The organism is Helcococcus ovis, from assembly GCF_004524775.2.
In the GTDB taxonomy this organism is placed as follows: Bacteria; Bacillota; Clostridia; order Tissierellales; family Peptoniphilaceae; genus Helcococcus; species Helcococcus ovis.
The window spans coordinates 825170-847318 of the sequence record NZ_CP119081.1 but is presented as its reverse complement, the minus strand read 5'-3'; the positions used below and the strand labels follow the sequence as shown (position 1 = coordinate 847318).

Genomic DNA, 22149 nt, shown 5'->3' with positions numbered 1-22149 from the left:
AAAGTTATCTTATCTTTTCCATTCCCATTTTTCTTCTTGTACTTTTACTTTAACTTTCTTTTTGTAATATCCTGTTATTTTTTCTGTTGTTTCAGGCTGTGCATTCCCCCAGTTACCTGTATAACCTTGATTTCCTAATTCAATATGTCTATCTAAAGCTTCTTTACTTGAATAAAAATATTCTGTTCCTAAATCTGTAGTAACAAACCATCTATCTCTAACTGTATATTCAACAATAGGATCTTCTTTATCTTCTACTTCTCTTATTTCTTCAATTTTATCTTTTACTTTTATATATCTTTCTATTATTTTATTTATTGGATTTTTTGTAATTTTTTCACTATAATAAGCTCCATTTTTATATGTTATTTTTTTTATGCCTTTTTCCCCTTCCTGATATACTCTTGATTTAGCACCTGTACTTGCATAATTATCTATAATCTTAAATGGTATTTCTTCAATACTTGTTGTATATTTGTCTTTTTTTGTTTCATTAACTGTTTCTTTTTCTTTTTTTCTTTCTACAATCTTTTGAGATTTTGTTTCAACAATTTTTTTTGTTTCTTTATTTTTTACAATTTCTTTTTTTAACGTTTCTGATTTTTGTGCTAACTCTTTTTCATCTTTAACAATATTTTTACTTTCATTGGATTTCTTTTCTTCTTTTTTTGCTATCTCTTTTATTTTCTTAATATCTTTTATAGCTTTTACTTCTTTTTCTATTTTCTCAACTATTTCTTTTTTATATTTTAAATCCCATAAACTTCTTAAAAATTCAACACTTTCTTTTTGTTTTGTAAATGGTATCTTAAATGTATCTAAAACTTTTAATGTTTTTATTTTATCCTTATCATTTTTAATATCTGCCTTGATAAATTCCTTATTATTTTTATTGATTACCTTAAAATTAGAAAACATTGGTGCGTTTTGTATTTTTAACTCTTTTTTGTTTTCTGTGGTAATTTTCTTTTTATTATCCTTTATTTCTTCTTGTTTTGGTTTACTTGAACATGCAGTTAATATAAATGTTAAAGCTATTAATACTAAAAATTTCTTTTTCATGTTTTACCTCTTTGATAATTTAATTAAATTCTCTAATATATCTTTCTTCAAAAGAATTATTTGAAGATTCTTTTGTTTTTTCTTCTGATGAATTTGAGTTATTTGCTTTTTTATATGTCTTTTTTCTATCTGTGTATCTACCAGACAATACTTTTACAAAATTATCTTCTTCTAAAAACCATTCAAACGTGATTATAAAATTTGTTTCATATCCTTTTAGGAAGCTTGATTTATTTATTTTTCTAATTCTTTGATGTATATATTACCTTTAAGAATTTACTCTTAGTCACTAAAATCTCATCATTGATTTAAATTGCAAATTAACAATGTAAGCATACACACAATACCTATATTAAGCAGAAAAAATAATTGAGACAAAGGATTTACTTAATAACTTTTTTAAAATCATATAACTCTCCTCTGATAATCTGAACATGCTTATTTCAACTTTTGCATAATTTTGAAAAAAGGAGCTGTTGCAAAATAACATTTTTAACTATTCTGCGACAGCTCCTTCTTATATTCTATCGGTTAGTATTTTATTTTACCGACCTGTCAGAACCGTCACAGGTCTTCATTTTACCTATATTATACGATATATAATTTATTAATGTCAACTATTTATACATAGTATGAAATTTTCTTAATTTTCTGCATACTAATACACTTAAATAGCAAATTAAGTATGAATAGATAAAAGTTTGCATAATATCTCCAAACTTAAAATAAGTAATGAATTGCATATGCAAACTTTTTTATATTTTTAACTCTTCTTACAAATTATATTTATATAATAAGCATAAATTAAAATTTATCTATTTATTTTTTGTTTTTATTTAGCGAAATGTAGCCCAATCCTAAAGCAGAAATAATTGTAATACTTATAAAAGTCATATTTGTAAAATTATCTGATGTATTAGGATTTTTAGGTTGTACCGGTGGTTTTTCTTTATTTATTATCTTAAACCCAGTTTTCATATCTCCTTCATAACTTACAATAAATACTTTACCATCAAGCTTTATAGCTTTATCGATTTCCCCTACTTCTTTTACTGTGTATTTATCGTAGTTGATATTTCCTAATCCATTTGCTACTTCAAGGTTTTTAAATTCTCCACTCCAATTATTGTCCTTTGTAAGTTCAAGTTTCTTTCCTGTAGCAACTCCGTCTTTGTATAATTCTACTTCGATTTTGTCTACAGGTTTTTCTGCGGTCAATAATTTCCAATTTTTTGTTACCTTGATATTTCTTGTTGGCGGTATCATTGGTGTCCATGGTGCTTTTTCTTTGTTGGTAATTGTAAATCCATCTTTCATATTACCGGTGTAACTTACTCCATACCATTTACCATTAAATTTTGTACTTTCACCATTTTCTAATTCTTTTTCATTATGTATTTCTTTTATAGTGTAGATATGTTTTTTAATTTCTTTTCCTAATTTTTCGTAATCTTTTAAATTTTTAAATGTATATTTCCAGTTATTTTCTTTACTTAGCTTTTGAATCTCACCTTCTTTTACTCCGTCTTTATATAACTGTACTTGTATTTCTTCTACAGGAATATTATCCAGATTATCTCCTTTATAGTCTTTCCACTCTTTAGCTACTTTAATTTCACGTATTGGCGGAATTATTGGAACCCATGATCTTTTTTCTTTGTTAACTATTGTAAAACCATCTTCCATGTTTCCATCATATGTAACATCGAACCATTTATTATCAAGATTTATTTGTTTTTCGCTTTCACCCTCTTCTTTTACTGTATAATTGTATTTTTCTCCGGTTAATCTACTCGTATTTGGTAAATCCTTAAACTCACCTTTCCAATTATTTTCAGAATTTAATTCCAAGACTTCTTCTCTCTTGTTTCCATCCGAATATAAACGAACTTTTATTTTATCTACAGTAGGATTTATATCTTTTCCTTCATAATTTTGCCATTTCTTTTCTACAGATACTTTTGTTTTTGCAGGTTCTAGTGGCAACCATTCTGTAATTTTTTTATTGATTACCTTAAATCCTTTTTCCGCATCACCTTCATAGTTTACCTTATACAAATTTCCATCTATCTTTGCGGTTTCGCCTTCTTCTATTTCTTTTTCTGCAACTACTTCTTTAACAGTGTAGTTATTATTTTCAGTATCTACTCCATTACTTGTAGCATCAACTTCAAAAATTATTTGGTCTCCATTAAATTCTTTAGGTGTTCCTATTTTTTCATTTCCCTTAAATAATTGAAATGATACTTTTGGAGTTTCGCTGCCAGTTTCTATTCCACTCCAAATTTTCATTACAGTAATATATTTTTTACTTTCAATTTTTTTAGGAGGATCATTTGGAACATGTTCAGCACTTAATAAATTTTGATATTCCTTATTTTTTTTCTCGTTTTTCTGATTAGTAACAAACAAATTTAATTTAAAATTTTCAGGTCTTTTGTTTTGAACATCACGTTCCAAATTGTCTGATATCAATTTTTTATATGCCTCTTCAGCTTTTTTTCTATATTCTCGATCTAATATTGTCCAAAATCCTTTATTTTCCTCACTATCCGTATAATATCAAATAGCTGCTTGAGTTACCGTGTTTGCATCTGCATCACTTAATCCATCTAAAATTTTATTTGCATTAGTAGGATATCCATTATATATAATACTTAAAATTCTATCATTCAATTCTTGATTTTGTATTCTTGCTTTACTTGCATATTGGGTAAACACATCTCCCGATCCGTCTATTTTTTTATAAATAATTTTTTCACTATTATCCGAAGGTGGTAATGATTTTTCCTTGTTAAAACAATATGCATTATAGGAAATACTGTCGTTTTTCTTAACTTTTATTATTCCTGTATCTTTTTCACTATATCCCTGCCAATCATATACATCATTTAATTTTTCACTTGATTGAGAATTTTCGGTTGTTTCCATGGCAAAACTTGTAGATACATAAGGTGCCAAAAGAAATATAACAAACATAAAACTTACTAATTTCTTTAATTTTTCTTTCATTTTTCCTCCTCAATATTTATTTTTTGTAAGATAATGCAGACTTTAATTGTCACTAATATTAGACTTTAATTGTCATCCTGTGATATAATGAAAAAATAATATATTTTGTACGATTTACTAAGAATTTAATTACATTTGGTAAATTTAAAATAGTAGATAATTTGTAAGATTTTAACTGTAAATTAAAGTCTACTTTTTTTTACAGCTTCTTATTTCTATTATTTTATCAACATTAAATTTAAAATGACTTTAATTAACTAAAAAATTCTGATCAAAATGATCAGAATTTATAAAAAATATTTATTATATTAACATGTATATTATTAATTTAATCAGCTTAAAAGTATTATTATAAAATATTTAAAATTATTACCACCTATTAAAATCTATATAAAGAATATTTTTTTTATCTTACTAAATTAAAAAATGTTCCGGAAACTATTGCAATTATTAATCCGGCTAGCGCATTTCCTAAAGCAACTGCTACAAATGATTTTTTCTTATCCATATTTAATAAATGTGATAACAAACTTCCTGTCCATATACCTGTACCAGGTAATGGAATACCTACAAATAATAATAATCCCCAATATCCGTATTTTTCAATTTTATATTTGTTTTTTAATGTTTTTTCGTTAATTTTATTTATAAGTTTATCCATAAATTTTATTTTTCTTAAAATCTTAAATACATACCCTATTAATAAAATTATGAAGAATGCGGGTATAGTACTACCTATATAGCTAATAATTACCGCCTTTGTAAAAGGCATTCCTAATCCTATCCCTAAAGGGATAGCCCCCCTTAACTCTACAATTGGTACCATTGAAATAATTGCAATGGCAAATTCTGAAGATATGTTATTTTTTAAGAAATTAATAATTTGATTTATAATTGATGTCATAGACTCTCCCATTAATTGATATACTATATATATTATAACATATGATATAATATAAATACAAAAGGAGAATTTATGTATAATAACGATGTACCTGTTTTTTTAACAGATTTTATTAATTATCTAAAAACAATTAAAGGTCTATCCCCTAATACTGTTCATGAGTATTTTTATGACATTAGATTATATTTAAAATTTATGACTTATAGACTTAGATTATTGGATTTTGAACAAAATACTAAAATTGAAGATATTGATATAAGTAGATTGAGAGAAGTGTATCTAAAAGGTATAACTATTATAGACTTACATAGCTATATTTCATATAGAGATAATGAACGTGATAATAGTTCGACAACTAGAGCAAGAAAAATCTCAAGTTTGCGAACATTTTATAAATATCTAACTACAGTGTCAAAAACTCTTGATGAAAATCCAACTTTAGAATTAGAAACACCAAAAATGAAAAAAAGAAATCCTGTATATTTAACACTCGATGAATCTAAAATACTACTAAATTCAATTGCTCAAGAAAAAAATTTATTTATGAGATTAAGAGATTTTGCTATTGTATTAGTATTTTTAACGACGGGATTAAGATTATCTGAATTATCAAGTATGAATATTGATAGCATTAAAGGTACTGAATTTTCAGTAATAGGTAAGGGAAATAAGGAAAGACATGTTTATATGACTGAAGCTTGTAAATATGCTATTGACAGTTATCTAAAAGTCAGACCGGATATTGAAGATGAAAATGCCTTATTTTTAAGTAATCGTAAAAATAGAATGAGTAATAGAGCTATACAACACATGATTGAAAAACATTTAAAAATTGCAGGTTTTGATACAACAAGGTATTCAACACATAAGTTAAGACATACTGCTGCTACACTTATGTATCGTGAAGGAGTCGATATAAGAACTTTGCAAAAAGTGTTAGGTCACACATCAATCGCTACCACACAGATTTACACCCATGTGGCAGATGATAATGTAAAAAGAGCAATAGATGTTAATCCATTAAGTAATATAAAAATTGATAATAATTAAATATGTTCTCTAAATAAAGAAATAACTTTACCAAGTATTTGTAAATTATCAGGTATAATTGGTTCCATTGTGGAATTTTCAGGAATCAACATTACCTGATCATTTTTTTTGTAAAATCTTTTACATGTAGCAGAATCATCAATTAAGGCAACAACTATATCTCCGTGATCAGCATAATTTGTCTTTTTAACTAAAATTTTATCACCATCAAGTATGCCTGCTTCTATCATAGAATCACCCTTTATTTCAAGCATAAATAATTCTCCAAATTTAGAATAATAATCAGGTATTGGGAAAAATGAATCTACATCCTCTACAGCGAGAATTGGCGTGCCGGCTGCAACTTTACCTAATAATGGAACATCTATAGTTTCTTCTTTATGGGTACTATCCCCATTTGCATCTTTTAATATTTCAATTGATCTACTCATTTGATTATTTTTCTTTATATATCCTAAATTATTTAATTTATTAAGATCACTATTTACAGTAGATGTAGATTTAATACCAACTTTAGCTTGAATTTCTCTTACTGATGGTGGAAATTGATTTATAGAAATATATTCAATTAAGAAATTTAATACTTTAATTTGTCTGTCGTTTAACATAAATACTCCTTTTTCTGTTTTATTTTATTATACCAAAAAAAATAAAATAAAACAAATGTTCGAAAAAATTTGACAATAAACATTTGTTCTGTTATTCTAAATATAGAACAAATGTTTGCGAGGAGAATTATGGGATACAAAATAAAAAACAAAAAAAAATTTAATAGATTTTTATTTTTATTATTTATGACAACTATACTTTTTACATATCTATTTACATTACTTAATACACAAGTAATAGTAGAAGGTAAAGATAACAATCAAAAAATTGTAATTGTAAAAAATGGTGATACTCTATGGAATATTGCAGAAAATTTAAACTATGATAAAGATATCCGTGAAACAGTTTACGAAATAAAAGCAATTAATCAATTATCCAGTTCAAATATAAAACCTGGATTTAAATTGTATATTCCTAATTAAGAAGTTATATTTATCTCTCATTTATGTTAAAATAAAAAATATAAATGAGAGGTCTTATGAAATCAAAACATAAAAAAACAAATGAAATAGAATACTTACTTTATATTATGTCGCTATCATTACTTTTAATGTCATTTCTATTCGGAAATATTAATGATATTTTCAATGGATTTATAAAAATACTCGCTTCCCCATCAAATTTATTAACTGATTATATGAAGGTTGGCGGTGTATCAGCAGCATTTTTTAATGCTTTTACCATCATGATGTTTTCAATTTTTACATCCAAATATGTAAAAAAAGAGTTATATGGAGCTGAGGTTGCTGCGATTATTTTAGTTACAGGATTTTCTTTTTTTGGAAAAAATATTTTTAATTCATTTCCTTTATCAATTGGAGTATTTATATATGCAAAACTAAAAAACAAAAATTTAGGAGATTATATATTACAATCACTTTATGTAACGGCACTAGCTCCTATTGTTAGTATAATTACCTTTAATCTTAATTTGCCAATTTTAATAGATATAATTTTAGCATATACTGTTGGCATTATTATAGGTTTAATTATTACACCATTGTCTATATCTTTCTTAAAGTTTCATAAAGGATATAATTTATACAATATAGGATTTACCGGTGGTGTTATTGCAATGCTAACAGTAGGTATAATGAGAATGTTTAATATAAAAGTAGATAGTGTAAGTATTTTATATAAAGGATCCGATTTAAGCATTAAAATATATATTTTTTCTCTATTTATATTTATGATTATATATAGTTTTTTAAGAGATAAATACATAATTTCTAAATATAAGTTATTATTAAATAATGTAGGAAAATTACCATCTGATTATATCAATTTACATGGATTTTATACAACATTACTAAATATGGGATTAATGGGAATAATCGCTTCTCTTTTTGTAATAATAGTTGGGGGCATATTTAACGGCCCGGTTGTTGGCGGGATTTTATCTGTTTCTGCTTTTAGTGCATATGGTAAGCATCCTAAAAACTCAATTCCTATATTTATTGGTGTACTTATAGCAGGTACTCTAAATATACATGAACCATCATCGACAGCTAGCATACTTGCAGGCTTATTTGGTACAACATTGAGTCCTATTACCGGAGAATATGGCATTATAGGGGGAATATTTGCAGGTTTTTCTCACATGGCTGTTGTATTTAATGTTGGTTATTTATATGGAGGAGCAAATCTATATAATAATGGTTTTTCAGGAGGATTTGTAGCAGCTATTTTAGTCCCGATATATGATGAAATTAGAGAATTTAAGAAAAATCTTATAGAAACATGATAAATAAAAATAGCTAAAATACACTACCAAATAGTATGTTTTAGCTATTTTATTAATTAAGCTTATCTAATATATAATTAATTACATCATTAATTGATTTATCTTCTATATTTATCCAATCACTCAATTCATTTCTTCTAAACCAGGTAAGTTGCCTTTTAGCATAATGTCTTGAATTTTGTTTTAACTTTTCAATCATATATTCTAAAGTATATTCACCATTTAAATAAAGTAATACTTCTTTATACCCTATTGCTTTCATTGATTGTGAATTTGAATCTAAACCATTTGATATTAGTGATTTTACTTCATCTACTAATCCGTTTTCTATCATTTTATCTACTCTAGAATTAATTCTTTTATACAATATTTCTCTATCATCACTTAATACATAAAGATAATACTTTATATCGCTAGAGTTGTGTATTCTATCATAATTTAGTATTTTACCCGATTCTTTATATACTTCTATAGCTCTTATAATTTTCTTTTTATCTTTTAATGTAAGATTTATATATTTTTCACTAATTTCATGTACTTGTTTAAGTAATATATTCGGATCTTTATTGTATATATTTTCTAATTTATGTCTTAATTCATAATTAGGTTTAACATTTACAAAATCAAAATCATGCGTTAGTGAATCAATATATAAACCTGTGCCACCAACTATGATAGGAATTTTATTAGCACTGTGCAAGTCATTTATTATATTTAATGCATCATTCTTAAATTGCTGCACAGAATAATTTGCGTCAGGATTGATTATATCAATCAAGTGATGTCTTATTCCATTCATTTCTTCCATAGTTACTTTTGCTGTGCCAATATTAAGCTGTTTATATATTTGCATAGAATCAGCAGAAATAATCTCTGTATTTAATTTCTTGGCAAGTTTTATGCCTAAATTTGTTTTTCCTACAGCTGTGGGTCCAGCTATTATAATAACTTTTTTCATTTATTTTAATATCCTCATAAATGTATCATAGTCTAATTCATATATAATTACTTTCCCTGAAGGTGATGTATTTGGATTTGTTGTATTTAATAATTCTTTATACATCATATTAGCCTCTAATTTTGTAATGTTTTTTGATTTATATGCTGCCAAAGATATTGCTTTTTTTAAGATATAATTTTCTTTTTTATCATCAAAATTATTTGTAGTATCCAAAATATTCATAAAATCAGATCTAGTTGAAGGTATATCTAAATAATATGGTATTGAGCGTATTATAACACTGCTATCACTAAATAAATCAATATCATAACCTAATTTTTTAAGCCTATTTATATTAAATTCAAATGTATCAATTTCCTTTTTAGTAAGATTTATAACTATTGGTTCCAGTAGAGTTTGAGATAATTTATTGTTATTTTTAATTTCTCTATCATAAATAATTCTTTGATTTGCATAATCTATGTCTATAATAATGATTGAATTATCAGCCAGTTTATCAAAGATTAAAAACTTATTAAAGAGTGTTGTATTAAATTCAATATTGTCTAAATTTATTTTTGTTTGTATAACTTCAGTACTATCAATTTCTTCTGTTTTTTCTATATGATTCTCAAGTAAATTATCATTATTATCTGAAATATCGGTAAATACATAAGTCTTTTCATTTTCCTTAAATATATCTTTAGAATTTTGACTAAAAGTTTTTTGAGAATTATCGTTATTTTTTTCTGACTTATATAAATCTAAAATCTTTTTGTAGCCATCCCCTTGATTTAATTTATGAAAATTAATTGTTTCATCACACTCATTATTGTTTATATCAATAATCTTTGGTTTATCAGATTCATATAAAGCTTCTGTTATATTTTTCTTTAATAAATCTATCAATTCATCGCCAAATGTAAATTTAATTTTTTGTTTATTTGGATGAATATTTATATCAATAAGTTTCGGATCAACCTTGATATCAAGCTTAAATAGCGGAAAACGTCCATTTGGAATTAAATTAAAATAGCATGTTTCTACAGCATTTGTAATTGAATCATTTACAATATATCTGCCATTAACATAAATATATTGCATGCTTCTATTTCCTTTATAGTATTTATTATTGGAAAATATAGCATCAACTTTATAATTTTCAGATTTAACATTCAACTTAATAGAATTATTAATAAAATCATCACCAAATAAAATTTGTAAATTTACTTTTTCATTTTGTGTATTTAACGTCTTAAAAACTTCTTTATTATCTCTAATATATGTAAAGGATATATTAGGATTACCTATAGCAAAACTGTACATTAAATGTGTAATTTTATTTGTTTCTGTAATATCGCTACTTAAAAATTTTTGTCTTACAGGAATATATTTAAATAAATCAAAAACTTCAATTATTGTTCCTGTATTCATGCCTACTTTCTTTTTTTCAATTAATTTATTATCATCATATATTAATTTTGTACCTAAATCTTCATTTGAAGTTTTAGATTTAATTATTAATTTAGATACGGAAATTATTGATGCTAATGCTTCTCCTCTAAATCCCATAGATAAAATGTTATATAAATCAATGAAATTATTTATTTTTGAAGTTGCATGTCTTAAAAATGCAGTCTCTATTTCATCATGATGTATACCACTTCCATTGTCAGAAACTTTAATATATGTCTTTCCTCCATTTTTTACTTCAACTATTATATTTGTTGACTTTGCATCAATTGAATTTTCTACTAATTCTTTTATTATGGAAGCTGGACGTTCAATTACTTCGCCAGCAGCAATTTTTTGTATTGTATCTTCACTTAAAATTTTAATCATTTAATAAATCCTTAGCTTTTTTTATAAAATCATTTAATACTTTTAATGAATCAATAGGCGTTATATTATCAATTTCTATTGAACTTAATTCACTTAAAAGAATATCTTTTTCTATTTGTTTTTGAGAATCTTCTTTATTGTCTATATTAAAACTTAATTGAGTTTTATTTTTTGTACTACTATCTAATTCTTTTAATATTACATTAGCTCTAAATAAAATTTCATTTGGTAATCCGGATAATTTTGCTACTTCTATACCATATGATTTATCAGTCTTGCCTTTAACTATTTTTCTTAAGAATACAATATTATTATTTTCTTCGTGTATTTTCACTTTTAAATTTTCAATACTATTATATTCTTCCTCTAAATCTGTTAATTCATGATAATGAGTTGCAAATAATGTTTTACAATTAATATTTTTTACAATATATTCTAATATTGATTTTGCAATACTAAATCCATCATTTGTACTTGTTCCCCTGCCAACTTCATCTAAAATAACAAAACTATTTTTTGTAGCATTTTTTATGATATTAGACATTTCCTTCATCTCCACCATAAATGTAGAATCGCCTTTTGAAAGATTATCAGAAGCTCCAATCCTTGTAAATATGGCATCTGAAATAGAAATATCACATGCTGATGCCGGTACAAAACATCCTATTTGAGCCAAAATTAAAATCAATGCAGTTTGTCTCATATATGTTGATTTACCTGCCATATTTGGTCCTGTAATGATTTGTATTGTCTTATTTTTCTTTCCGATTAAAGTATCATTTGAAATGAAGTTTTCAAATCCTAAATTTTGCTCAATAACCGGATGTCTTCCATCTTTAATATAAATATAGTTTTCATTATTAAATATAGGTCTACAATAGTTATTTTTAACTGATATTTGTGCAAAGGAATTTAATGCATCAATTACTGAAATTAAGTCTGTTACATTTTTTATTCTCGTAGAATTATTTGAAATGTATTCCCTTATTTCTATAAATAACTTATATTCTAAGTTAATTGTATCTGTTTGTCCTTCCAATATCATATCTGAAATTTCATTAAGTTCATTAGTGATATATCTTTCAGAATTTTTTAATGTCTGTCTTCTGATATAATTTGAAGGTGCTTTATCAATATTAGACTTTGTTAATTCTATAAAATATCCAATATTTTTATTATATGAAACCTTAAGCTTGTTTATTCCCGTTCTATCTCGTTCAGATATTTCATATTCAAGTAATTTTTTTTCACCGATTATAGAATTTTTTTTGATAGAATCTAAGTATTCATTATATCCATCTTTAATAATCCCCCCCTCCGTAATTTGAATAGGAGCATCTTCTTTAATGGATTTATTAATTAAGTTAAAAATATCACTTAAATCATCAAAATTTTGAACCAGTACATTAAATTTATCAAAATCGGAATCATTCAAAAATTCTTTCAAATTAGGTAATTTTTCCAATGATCTTTTTAAAATTAATAAATCTTTAGTATTAGCATTTTGATATGCAATTTTACTTAAAATTCTTTCTAAATCATATATATCTTTAAGAATATTCTCTAATTCTGTTGATTTTTCATAATTATTTACAAAATAATTAACAATATCTAATCTGTAATTTATATCTTTTTTATTTATCAATGGAAATTCTAACCAAGAATTAATTTTTCTGGAGCCCATAGGAGTGCTTGCATAATCAATAATATTAAGTAAAGAATTTTTTCTGCCGCCATCATTTAAATTTTTATGAATTTCAAGATTATCTCTTGTATTAGCATCAATCATCAAAAAATTTGAGTAATTAATGTAGTTTAAACTATTAATATGAGTTAAATCTTTATCGTGATATAAATAAATATAATCTAATAATATATATGATGAAATAAGAGAAAATATCTTATTTTTAAACAATTTGTTGCTAAAGCTTTTAACTTTACCACTTATATAACTTATAATATTTTTTAAATTTAGCTCTTTATATTCTATATATGATATAAAAATATTATTATTCTCAACAAAATCATTAAAAGCCTTTAAATTAATTTTTTCATTTAAGATAATTTCTCTAGGATTTACTTTTGAAATAAAATCAATTATATATCTTTCTATATTTTCTTTATTTAAAATTTCAGTAGTATTAAATTCTCCCGTAGTAATATCCATATATGATATGCCTACTGAGTTATCCTTAAAAAATACACTGGAAATAAAGTTATTATAATTTTCTTTACCTTCTAAATCTAATAGAGTTCCCGGTGATATAATTTTTACAATTTGTCTATCAACTATACTTTTAGCTTGACTTGGTTCCTCCACTTGTTCGACAATCGCAATTTTATACCCCTTATCTACTAATCTATTTATATATGAATTTGCTGCATGATACGGAATTCCGCACATTGGTGCTTTATCTTCTAATCCGCAATCTCTGCCTGTTAAAACCAATTCTAGTTCTCTAGCAGCGATTATTGCATCGTCAAAAAACATTTCATAAAAATCTCCCAATCTATAAAAAAGTATTTTATCCATGTTTTTAAGCTTAATATTCATGTATTGTTTCATCATTGGAGTTAATTTGTTAATATCTATATTTTTCATTTTTCACCTGTAGTTAATTTATTTAATTCGGTAGATTTATTTATAATTATTATACCAAAAATTACTAAAATTAACCCAATAAGTATACCAAAATTTAATTTTTCTCCTAAAATTAATGCACTTAATGCTGTACCAAAAAATGGTATAAATAATCTTAAAAAAGATATTTCGCTTGCTTTGTATTCTCTTAAAATAAAATACCATAATGTAAATGCAACAGATGAAATTATCCCGCCGTATAAAATTAATGCAATAGCCTGATAATTAAAATGTAGTGCTTTTTCATGTCCAAAATATCCAACGATAATTAATAATATTGAACCATACAAAAATTGTCCTGACGCTGTTGCAAATGGTGAAACATTTTTACCATATTTTTTTACAAATATTGTCCCATAAGAACTTAATAATGAGTTAATAACTAAAAATCCTTCGCCTAAAAATGTAAAACTAAAATTAAACTCCTTATTAATATTCGAGAAAATTACTCCCGAAATGCCTAATATAATTGCTAAAAGCTTAAATTTATTGAAATCTTCATCATTTAATAAAAAATGTGATAATATTACAACTAAAAAAGTAGATGAAGATGTCAATAAAGATGATTTCATACCTGAGGTGTTTCCGGTACCAATATAGAAAAATAAATATCCAAAAGAAATCACAATTAAACCAATTTTTAATAAAAAAGTAAAATTACTTTTTAGCTGTATTATATTTCTTTTATCAAAAAATGACATTAAAATTAATACAATTAATCCGGCAATAAAAAATCTTAATCCGGCTACATAAATCATTGAGAAATAATCATTCGTCCCTATATTCAATATTTTGTAAGTTGTTTTAATTGTAGGAAATGCAGACCCCCACAAAAACATACATAAAATAGCAAGTAAATAGGCACTAAATCTATTTTTTATTATTTTATTCATCATATCTCCTTAAATAAAAGAAAGAGGGATATTATCCCTCTTGCAAAAAAATTTAGTCTTCTAAATTCAAATTATCTAGTAAGTCACCTAGGTTTGATCCAAATGAATTATCTTCTTTTGGCTCTTCAGATTTTACTGTTTTCTTTGACTCAACTTTTGGTTTACTACTTACTTTTTCAGAAACTTCTTTGTTTTCTTTTACAGTTTGTTTTGGCTCCATTAAAGCTCTTTTACTTAAAGAAATTCTTTGATTTTCTGCATCAATTTCTAAAATTTTAACTTCTAATTTATCTCCAATATTTAGTACGTCTGATGGCTTTTCTACATGTTCATTACTTATTTGAGAAACATGTACCAAACCCTCAACACTTTCTTCTAATTTTAAGAAAGCACCAAAATCTAATAGGTTTACTACTTCACCGGTTAAAACATCTCCAGCTTTGTGATTTTTAACAAATAAATCAAAAGGCTTTTCTGTTAATTGTTTGATACCTAAAGATACTCTACTCTTTTCTCTATTAGCTTTTAAGATTTTAACTTCAACTTCTTGTCCAATTTCTAATACGTCTGATGGTTTTGAAATTCTATCCCAAGAAATATCTGATACGTGAACTAATCCGTCTACTCCACCTAAGTCAATAAATGCACCAAAGTCAACCATTCTTACAACTTTACCAGTTACAATTGCATCAGGAACTAATTTTTCCCATACAGTATCTAATTTTTCTTCTTGTAATACACGACTTGATAATACAACTCTTTTTTTCTTTTCATCGATACTTAAAATTCTTGTATCTAAGTCTTGTCCTTCATATTGTGTGAAGTTCTTTACAAAATAAGTAGTAATTTGTGATGCCGGAATAAATCCGTTTATCCCCATAACTTTAACTACTAATCCACCAGCATTTGAACCCTTTACAGAAGCTTTAACTACTTCACCTTTTTCAAAGGCTTCTTGTAATTTTTTCCAGTTTTTTAATCCTTCAACTCTACTTGTTGATAATGATACATTTCCTTCACCATCATCTAATTTGATTACATATACATCTATTTCATCACCAACTGAAAATGCTTTTAATGGATCTGCAGCTTCTTCTTCAGACATTTCATCTTTTTTTACAATCCCATCATAACGGTATTTAATGTCCACAAATACTTCATCTTCTTTAACATTAATAATTGTACCCTTAACAATATCTTTTGGGTAAATTTTTACCATGCTTTCTTCTACTTGTTCCATAAATTCTTCATTTGTTATATTATCCATTTAACTGACTTCCTCCTAAAAAATAGTATAGATATACTATACGTCTCTACTTATTTTATAATAAAAGAGATAATTTTGCAAAAAAACTTTGCAAAATTATCTCTAAAATATCAAAGAGCATTTTTATTAATTTAAATTATTAAAAAAATGTAATTAATTGTATATATTGTTATATACTTTATCAACTATTACTCTATAAATATCTTTTTTAGGTAAAGATTTATAATCATCAATATGTATTAATTCTTTAAATATAATTTTAGGTTTTGAAAAAAGTCCGATTTTTCCCTTTATTTCTATAGGTATTATATTTGAATCACTTCTTAATGCTATCATAGCTATTCCATTATTAAAATTTTCTCTTTTAACATCTTTATCTGATTTAATTCTTGTTCCTTCAGGGAAAATCCCTAATACATCATTATTTTTAAGTATTTCTATTGATTTTTTTACAGCATCTATATCATTATTTTTTCTATCAACCGGAAATGCTCCAACTTGTCTTAAAAACCAACCTAATGGTTTAAACTTAAAAAGTTCCTTTTTAGCAATAAATTTAATATTTCTATCAAATGCCAATATTAATAAAAATGGATCCAGCAAACTTTTATGATTTGAACAAATTATAATATTACCATCAGGAATAACTTTAGGTTTATTTATAATTTTGTATAACGTTAAAATTTTTAATATAGGTCTAGCAATAAATCTTAATATTTTATATAACATTATTTTTCTCCAAATGTTTAATCATTAAATCAATTACTTGATCAATACTTAAGTTTGAACTATCTATTAATATTGCATCATCAGCTTTTACTAAAGGTGTAATTTCTCTATGACTGTCAAAATAATCACGTCTTTTAATATCCTCTAATATTTCTTCAAATGTTAAATTACTTGATACCGCATCATCATTTAATCTTCTATTCGCACGTACTTCAGCATCTGCTGTTAAATAAAATTTAATTGATGCATCTTTTAATACATGACTACCAATATCTCTACCATCAAGGATAATATTATTTTGTTTAGCTATATTTCTTTGCATATCAACTAAATTTTCTCTTATTTTTTTATAACTTGAAATCAATGAAACGTTTTTTGTTACTTCATCAGATCTAATTTCTTTTGTAATATCTTTTCCATTTAGATAAAAAACGCCATTTTCAATTGTTAGATTAATTTTATCTATATTTTCATTTATTGATTTTTCATCATTTACATCAATATTATTTAAAAGATAAAAATATGTACAAGCTCTATACATTGCACCAGTATCTAAATAATGGAAATTTATTTTTTTTGCTAATAATTTTGATATGCTACTTTTACCTGCTCCAGCAGGTCCATCAATAGCTATTGATTTATACATAATTACTCCTATAAGTTTTTCAAATAATTTATTTCATTAATTGTTAAATTTCTATATTTTCCTATTTCTAAATTGGATAATTCTATTTTACCTATTGATACTCTATTAAGATCTAGTACCTTATAACCTAAAATCGCAAACATTCTTCTAATTTGTCTATTTTTTCCTTCACTTATCTCAATTTGAATAGTTTTATCTCCTAAAATCTTAATTTTTGCCGGACTGGTAATATATCCACCGATATCAATACCATTTTCTAAAATACTTTTATGAGATTTCAGAAAAAATTTATCAAGTTTCACAATATATTTCTTAAAAATTATATTTCTGGGATGTATAACTTTATTATAAATATCTCCATCATTTGTAATAATAATTAATCCCCTACTATCTTTATCCAATCGTCCAATAGAAAACAACTTTTCTTTAACATCAATTAAATCAAAGATAATTTTATCATCAAACTTTTTAGAATTAGTAGAAGCATAATTTATGGGCTTGTTTAGAGCAAAATAAAATTTATCTTCAACAGGTCTTAAAATGTGTCCTTTATATTCTACTATATCATCATCATTTATTTGAAATGATAAATCCGTAATGATTTTCCCGTTTACTTTAATTAATCCTTGAAGTATTAATTTTTCAGCATTTCGTCTGGAGGCTACTCCACAACGGGATAGATACTTATTAATTCTCATCATTTTCATTTTCCAAAATAGTATTTAATTCTTCAAGATTTTCAATTTTTGGCAACTCATCTAATGAAGAAAGATTAAACATCTTCAAAAATTGAATAGTAGTACCATATAAAACAGGTTTACCTACTGCATCAAGCCTTCCAACTTCCTCAATTAATCCTTTAGCTTTTAATGTATCTATGGAGCTATAACTTTTCACACCACGAATATTATCAATTTCTATTCTTGTCACAGGCTGATTATAAGCAATAATTGCTAAAACTTCCATTGTAGAACTTGTTATTTTTCTAGGTGAAGACTTGGTTAACTTCTTTAAATATTCATCATGTTCAGATCTTGTACTGTATTGATAATAATCATCATAATTATTTAAGACAATCCCTCTTCTATAATGTTCACATTCATCCTGTAACTCTCTAATTAATTCTCTTGTCGTTTTTTTATCTTGTTCAATAACTTTCATTATTTCATCTATATGTATAGGTTCAGCCCAAGCAAATAAAATAGCATCAATTATTGATTTTAATTCTCTTTTACTCATTCTTCCTCTTTTATTTGATTTTTAATCTCAACAGTAATTTCCATTGAAACATTATCCTGAATAATAATTAAATCATTTGTCTTAGATAGTTCTAAAATGGATAAAAATATAATAATTGCTTCTGATTTTGATTCAACTTTTTTAAGCATTTTAGAAATACTAATAATTTTATCTTTAATCAATTGTAGTTTAATATCTTGATTGTATTTTTCTAAAGAATATTCTTCTATATTCAATATACTATCAACCTTAAATTCATCAACACTTAAAAATAATTCTATTAATTTTTCTAAAGTATTTTTTAATTTATCAATATCATAAACAATATTTTCACTATCATCATTAAATCTTGAAAAGTCATCTTGTAACTTACAATGTTTTCTAATTCCTTGCTCTTCCAATTTTTCTAATAATGGAATTACTTTTTTTATTTTTTTATATTGCACTAATCGTCTTACAAGCTCATCTTGAGAAATAAGATCTTCATCTTCTTGCTCCTGAGAAGTATCCTTTATTAATGAACGAGTTTTTATATATAATAATTGTGTAGCAATCAAAATAAAATCAGCTGTTTCATCAGCTGGTATATTTAGAACCTTTAATGATTCAATATATTTATTTGTTATATCTGAAATTTGGATTTCATATATGTCATACTTTGATTTCTTTATTAAATCTAATAATAAATCAAAAGGACCATAAAATTCTCCAGTTGAAACATTTATCATAAAAACTCCACTAGAATATTTTTAAAATATATATACTAATCATATTAAAAAAGCTTAAAATTGGCTTTATCGCAGGAACTATAATCCTGTTTATAACGCCAAAATATAATAAAACTAACAAAATAATATAAGAATATTTTTCATTTTTGTATATGAAATATTCAAATGATTTAGGTAATATACTTGCTAAAATTTTTGAACCATCTAATGGTGGTATCGGTAGTAAATTAAAAACTGCAAAAACTACTGAATATAAAGCGATGTTATCTAGCAAACTATAAACAAAATAGTTATATATATTAAAATAAAATAAAGTATTAAATATTAATATTGCAAAAAAACATGTAATTAAATTAACTGTTATACCTGCAATAGATACTGTAAATAAGCCAAATCTTTCATTTTTAAATTTTCTCGAATCTATAGGTACCGGTTTTGCCCATCCAAATTTCATCACAATTAAAAATAATGTACCAATCAAATCTAAATGTTTTAGTGGATTAAAAGTAATTCTTCCCGCTTTTTTTGCTGTATCATCTCCATTCCACAAAGCAACAACCGCATGCCCCAATTCGTGAGTTATAATCACAAATAACAGACTTATAACTAATATAATTAAATCAAAAAACTTATTATTCATTATATTCCAAACTCTCTTGCTGCATATAAAATTCCGATAATTGATTTTGCATCTACTATTTCAAAATTTTCAACCATTTCAACAGCTTTTTTCAATGGAACCTTAAATGGTTCTAAAAACTCCGTTTCATCTAAATCAAGCTTATCATACACTAAATCAGTACCCAAAAATATTGATATTATTTCATCTGTAAATCCCGGAGAAGCATATGCTTCTGCAATAAGTTTCATGTTATTTGGCTTATATCCAATTTCTTCCTGAGCTTCCCTAACGGCAGCATCTACAAGATTTTCATTAGCTTCAACAAGCCCAGCAGGTATTTCATATATAACTTTTTCAACAGGTTTTCTAAATTGTTTAATCAAGTATATTTCTTTATTTTCATTAATAGCAACTATACCAACACCTCGATCATGTTCAACAATTTCCCTTTTAGCATAACTTCTGTTTTCAAGTTCCACAGTATCCACTCTAACCTTTATAATTCTTCCTTCATAAATTTTTTCAGATTTTATAGTTTCTTCTATATGTAAATTGTCACTCATAAACTCTCCTTTAATAATTCATTTGCTGCATCCATGCTATTTTTCGTTATATCTATTCCGGAAATTAAACGTGCAATTTCTTTGACTTTTCCATCATAATCTAATTTTTGAATATTAGTTATAGTAAAATCATTCTCAACATCTTTATATATTAAATAATGAGTATCTGATTTACTTGCAATTTGAGCTAAATGTGATATAACAATTAATTGACATACTTTTGAAATTTTCTTTAGTTTATTTCCCACTATATCAGCTGTTTTACCACTTATTCCTGTATCAATTTCATCAAATATTATAGTTTCCAAATCTTCTTTATCAATCAATGCAGCTTTTAACGCTAACATAAACCTAGAAATTTCACCACCTGATGAAACATTACTCAAACTCTTAAGCTCTTGCCCTTTATTTGTAGATATCATAAAATCAATATCATCATGACCATTTTTACTAATTTTTTCTAATTTATTTAATTGTATTTTAAAATCAATATTAAGCATGTTCATTTCACTTAATTCTTTTATAATTTTATCTTCTAGCTCTTTGATTATTTTAATTCTTTTATTAGTTAAATCATCTGCAATTTTTTTATTTTCATTATTAATCTTAGAAATTTCAAGAGCAAGTTCATTTCTTCTTTTTTCAATATTACTTAGTATCTTAAATCTTGACTTTATATTTTCTAAAAATTCTAAAATCTCATCAGGAGTCTTTCCATATTTTAATCTTAAAACTTGAAATGCAGAAAATATATCTTCTATAACTTGTATTCTTTCTTCATCTATATCGAGAGTATAAGAGTAATTTTCAATATTTCTTGAAAAATCATATATCAACTCTTTAATATTAAGAATATCACTCGTTAAGTCTTTAAGATCACTATCTAATCTTTCCAAATCTAATAATTTATCATACAACATATTTATAATTTCTTTAACTGATAACGACTTATTACTTTGAGAAACAGCATCAATTATTGCATTCGTTCCATTTATAAGCTCTGTTTGATTTGTCAATTTTTTGTATTCTTTATTTAATTTTTCTTCATCATATTCATTAAAATTAAAAGATTCTATCTCATTTATCTGATATTTTAATAAATCCTTTTCTCTTTCTAACTCATCTTCAGGAATTTCTAAATTAGAAATTTCACTTTTTAATTTATTAAGTGTTTTTAGATTTTCTGACAAACTAATTTTTAAAATATCTGTAGTCTTATCAAATTTATCAATTAAAGAAATATAATTAGATTTATCTAAAACAACTAATTGTGAGTGTTGTCCATGAATGTCAAATAGCACATTTGCTATTTGACTCATGAACTTTACACTACATGCTCTATTATTTATTTTTGTAACGGAAGCATTTCGATCAAATATTCTTGTAAGAATAATATTATCATCAATATCAATATTATTTTCCAATAAAAGATTATTTATATTATCATTGCTTGTAAATACAACCTCTACAATTGTTTTTTGATCAAATTTACCTATATAATCTTTGCTAAATCTTTCCCCTTTAATTAAAGATAAAGCTTTTAATAGCAAACTTTTACCTGATCCGGTTTCTCCTGATAAAATATTTAATCCATTATCAAAACTAATATTAATTTGTTTTATAATCGCAAAATTTTTCACGTACAAATTTAATAACAT

General features: G+C 25.0%; 22 protein-coding genes. 3 read left to right on the top strand and 19 right to left on the bottom strand.

The features are described 5' to 3' along the window. Positions 1-9: 9 nt before the first annotated feature. The 5 genes from EQF90_RS04015 to EQF90_RS03995 all read right to left on the bottom strand — a co-directional run bounded on the left by EQF90_RS04015 (position 10) and on the right by EQF90_RS03995 (position 4978). The gene (locus EQF90_RS04015) at positions 10-1062 is read right to left on the bottom strand and encodes a hypothetical protein (RefSeq protein WP_134710676.1); all 1053 of its coding nucleotides are present in this window, start codon (positions 1060-1062) and stop codon (positions 10-12) included. A gap of 19 nt (positions 1063-1081) precedes the next feature. Continuing rightward, a complete protein-coding gene (locus EQF90_RS04010; RefSeq protein WP_280633448.1) occupies positions 1082-1210 on the bottom strand; it encodes a hypothetical protein in 129 nt (42 codons plus the stop codon). Positions 1211-1881: 671 nt separating this feature from the next. Continuing rightward, on the bottom strand, positions 1882-3537 hold the full coding sequence (locus EQF90_RS04005; protein ID WP_134710675.1) for a Cna B-type domain-containing protein: 1656 nt from the start codon (positions 3535-3537) through the stop codon (positions 1882-1884). Between the two features lie 87 nt (positions 3538-3624). Further along, positions 3625-4074, bottom strand: coding sequence for a thioester-forming surface-anchored protein (locus tag EQF90_RS04000; RefSeq protein WP_134710674.1), 450 nt, complete (start codon positions 4072-4074; stop codon positions 3625-3627). A 406-nt stretch (positions 4075-4480) separates the two neighbouring features. Continuing rightward, a complete protein-coding gene (locus EQF90_RS03995; RefSeq protein ID WP_167554147.1) occupies positions 4481-4978 on the bottom strand; it encodes a COG2426 family protein in 498 nt (165 codons plus the stop codon). A gap of 72 nt (positions 4979-5050) precedes the next feature. Here EQF90_RS03995 and EQF90_RS03990 point away from each other — a divergent pair, with 72 nt between their 5' ends. Next, positions 5051-6028, top strand: coding sequence for a tyrosine recombinase XerC (locus tag EQF90_RS03990; protein WP_134710672.1), 978 nt, complete (start codon positions 5051-5053; stop codon positions 6026-6028). Here EQF90_RS03990 and lexA read toward each other — a convergent pair. Next, positions 6025-6636, bottom strand: coding sequence for a transcriptional repressor LexA (gene lexA, locus EQF90_RS03985; RefSeq protein WP_134710671.1), 612 nt, complete (start codon positions 6634-6636; stop codon positions 6025-6027). The two genes, EQF90_RS03990 and lexA, sit on opposite strands and share 4 nt — an antisense overlap. Positions 6637-6765: 129 nt before the next feature. Between lexA and yneA the strand changes: the two genes are divergently transcribed. Both yneA and EQF90_RS03975 read left to right on the top strand, forming a co-directional pair. Then, a complete protein-coding gene (gene yneA / locus EQF90_RS03980) occupies positions 6766-7059 on the top strand; it encodes a cell division suppressor protein YneA (RefSeq protein WP_167554146.1) in 294 nt (97 codons plus the stop codon). Positions 7060-7115: 56 nt separating this feature from the next. Beyond that, positions 7116-8381 (top strand): DUF1576 domain-containing protein, encoded by a 1266-nt coding sequence (locus EQF90_RS03975; RefSeq protein WP_209021398.1) that lies wholly within the window; start codon positions 7116-7118, stop codon positions 8379-8381. 52 nt (positions 8382-8433) lie between these two features. On the opposite strand, the gene miaA is transcribed toward EQF90_RS03975, so the two are convergent. From miaA to recN, 13 genes are all read right to left on the bottom strand, one after another. Continuing rightward, positions 8434-9339, bottom strand: a complete 906-nt coding sequence (gene miaA, locus EQF90_RS03970) for a tRNA (adenosine(37)-N6)-dimethylallyltransferase MiaA (RefSeq protein ID WP_134710668.1) — start codon at positions 9337-9339, stop codon at positions 8434-8436. Further along, positions 9340-11163, bottom strand: a complete 1824-nt coding sequence (gene mutL, locus EQF90_RS03965; RefSeq protein WP_134710667.1) for a DNA mismatch repair endonuclease MutL — start codon at positions 11161-11163, stop codon at positions 9340-9342. Then, positions 11156-13765 (bottom strand): DNA mismatch repair protein MutS, encoded by a 2610-nt coding sequence (gene mutS, locus EQF90_RS03960; RefSeq protein ID WP_134710666.1) that lies wholly within the window; start codon positions 13763-13765, stop codon positions 11156-11158. The genes mutL and mutS overlap by 8 nt, the downstream gene beginning before the upstream one ends. Continuing rightward, positions 13762-14697 (bottom strand): DMT family transporter, encoded by a 936-nt coding sequence (locus EQF90_RS03955; RefSeq protein WP_167554145.1) that lies wholly within the window; start codon positions 14695-14697, stop codon positions 13762-13764. Before EQF90_RS03955 ends, mutS begins: the two co-directional genes overlap by 4 nt. 52 nt (positions 14698-14749) lie before the next feature. After that, the gene (rpsA, locus tag EQF90_RS03950; protein ID WP_134710664.1) at positions 14750-15964 is read right to left on the bottom strand and encodes a 30S ribosomal protein S1; all 1215 of its coding nucleotides are present in this window, start codon (positions 15962-15964) and stop codon (positions 14750-14752) included. A 153-nt stretch (positions 15965-16117) separates the two neighbouring features. Continuing rightward, on the bottom strand, positions 16118-16693 hold the full coding sequence (locus EQF90_RS03945) for a lysophospholipid acyltransferase family protein (protein ID WP_134710663.1): 576 nt from the start codon (positions 16691-16693) through the stop codon (positions 16118-16120). Beyond that, positions 16683-17339 carry a (d)CMP kinase gene (gene cmk / locus EQF90_RS03940; protein WP_134710662.1) on the bottom strand — a complete coding sequence of 219 codons (657 nt, stop codon included), beginning with the start codon at positions 17337-17339 and terminating at the stop codon, positions 16683-16685. The genes EQF90_RS03945 and cmk overlap by 11 nt, the downstream gene beginning before the upstream one ends. Positions 17340-17347: 8 nt before the next feature. Next, a complete protein-coding gene (locus tag EQF90_RS03935) occupies positions 17348-18040 on the bottom strand; it encodes a pseudouridine synthase (RefSeq protein ID WP_167554144.1) in 693 nt (230 codons plus the stop codon). Further along, complete coding sequence (gene scpB, locus EQF90_RS03930) at positions 18027-18578, bottom strand: SMC-Scp complex subunit ScpB (RefSeq protein ID WP_134710660.1); 552 nt, start codon at positions 18576-18578, stop codon at positions 18027-18029. The genes EQF90_RS03935 and scpB overlap by 14 nt, the downstream gene beginning before the upstream one ends. After that, on the bottom strand, positions 18575-19306 hold the full coding sequence (locus EQF90_RS03925) for a segregation and condensation protein A (RefSeq protein ID WP_134710659.1): 732 nt from the start codon (positions 19304-19306) through the stop codon (positions 18575-18577). The genes scpB and EQF90_RS03925 overlap by 4 nt, the downstream gene beginning before the upstream one ends. A 10-nt stretch (positions 19307-19316) precedes the next feature. Continuing rightward, the gene (locus EQF90_RS03920) at positions 19317-19946 is read right to left on the bottom strand and encodes a site-2 protease family protein (protein ID WP_134710658.1); all 630 of its coding nucleotides are present in this window, start codon (positions 19944-19946) and stop codon (positions 19317-19319) included. Further along, positions 19946-20491, bottom strand: coding sequence for an NUDIX hydrolase (locus EQF90_RS03915; RefSeq protein WP_134710657.1), 546 nt, complete (start codon positions 20489-20491; stop codon positions 19946-19948). The genes EQF90_RS03920 and EQF90_RS03915 overlap by 1 nt, the downstream gene beginning before the upstream one ends. Continuing rightward, a complete protein-coding gene (recN, locus tag EQF90_RS03910) occupies positions 20488-22149 on the bottom strand; it encodes a DNA repair protein RecN (RefSeq protein WP_134710656.1) in 1662 nt (553 codons plus the stop codon). The genes EQF90_RS03915 and recN overlap by 4 nt, the downstream gene beginning before the upstream one ends.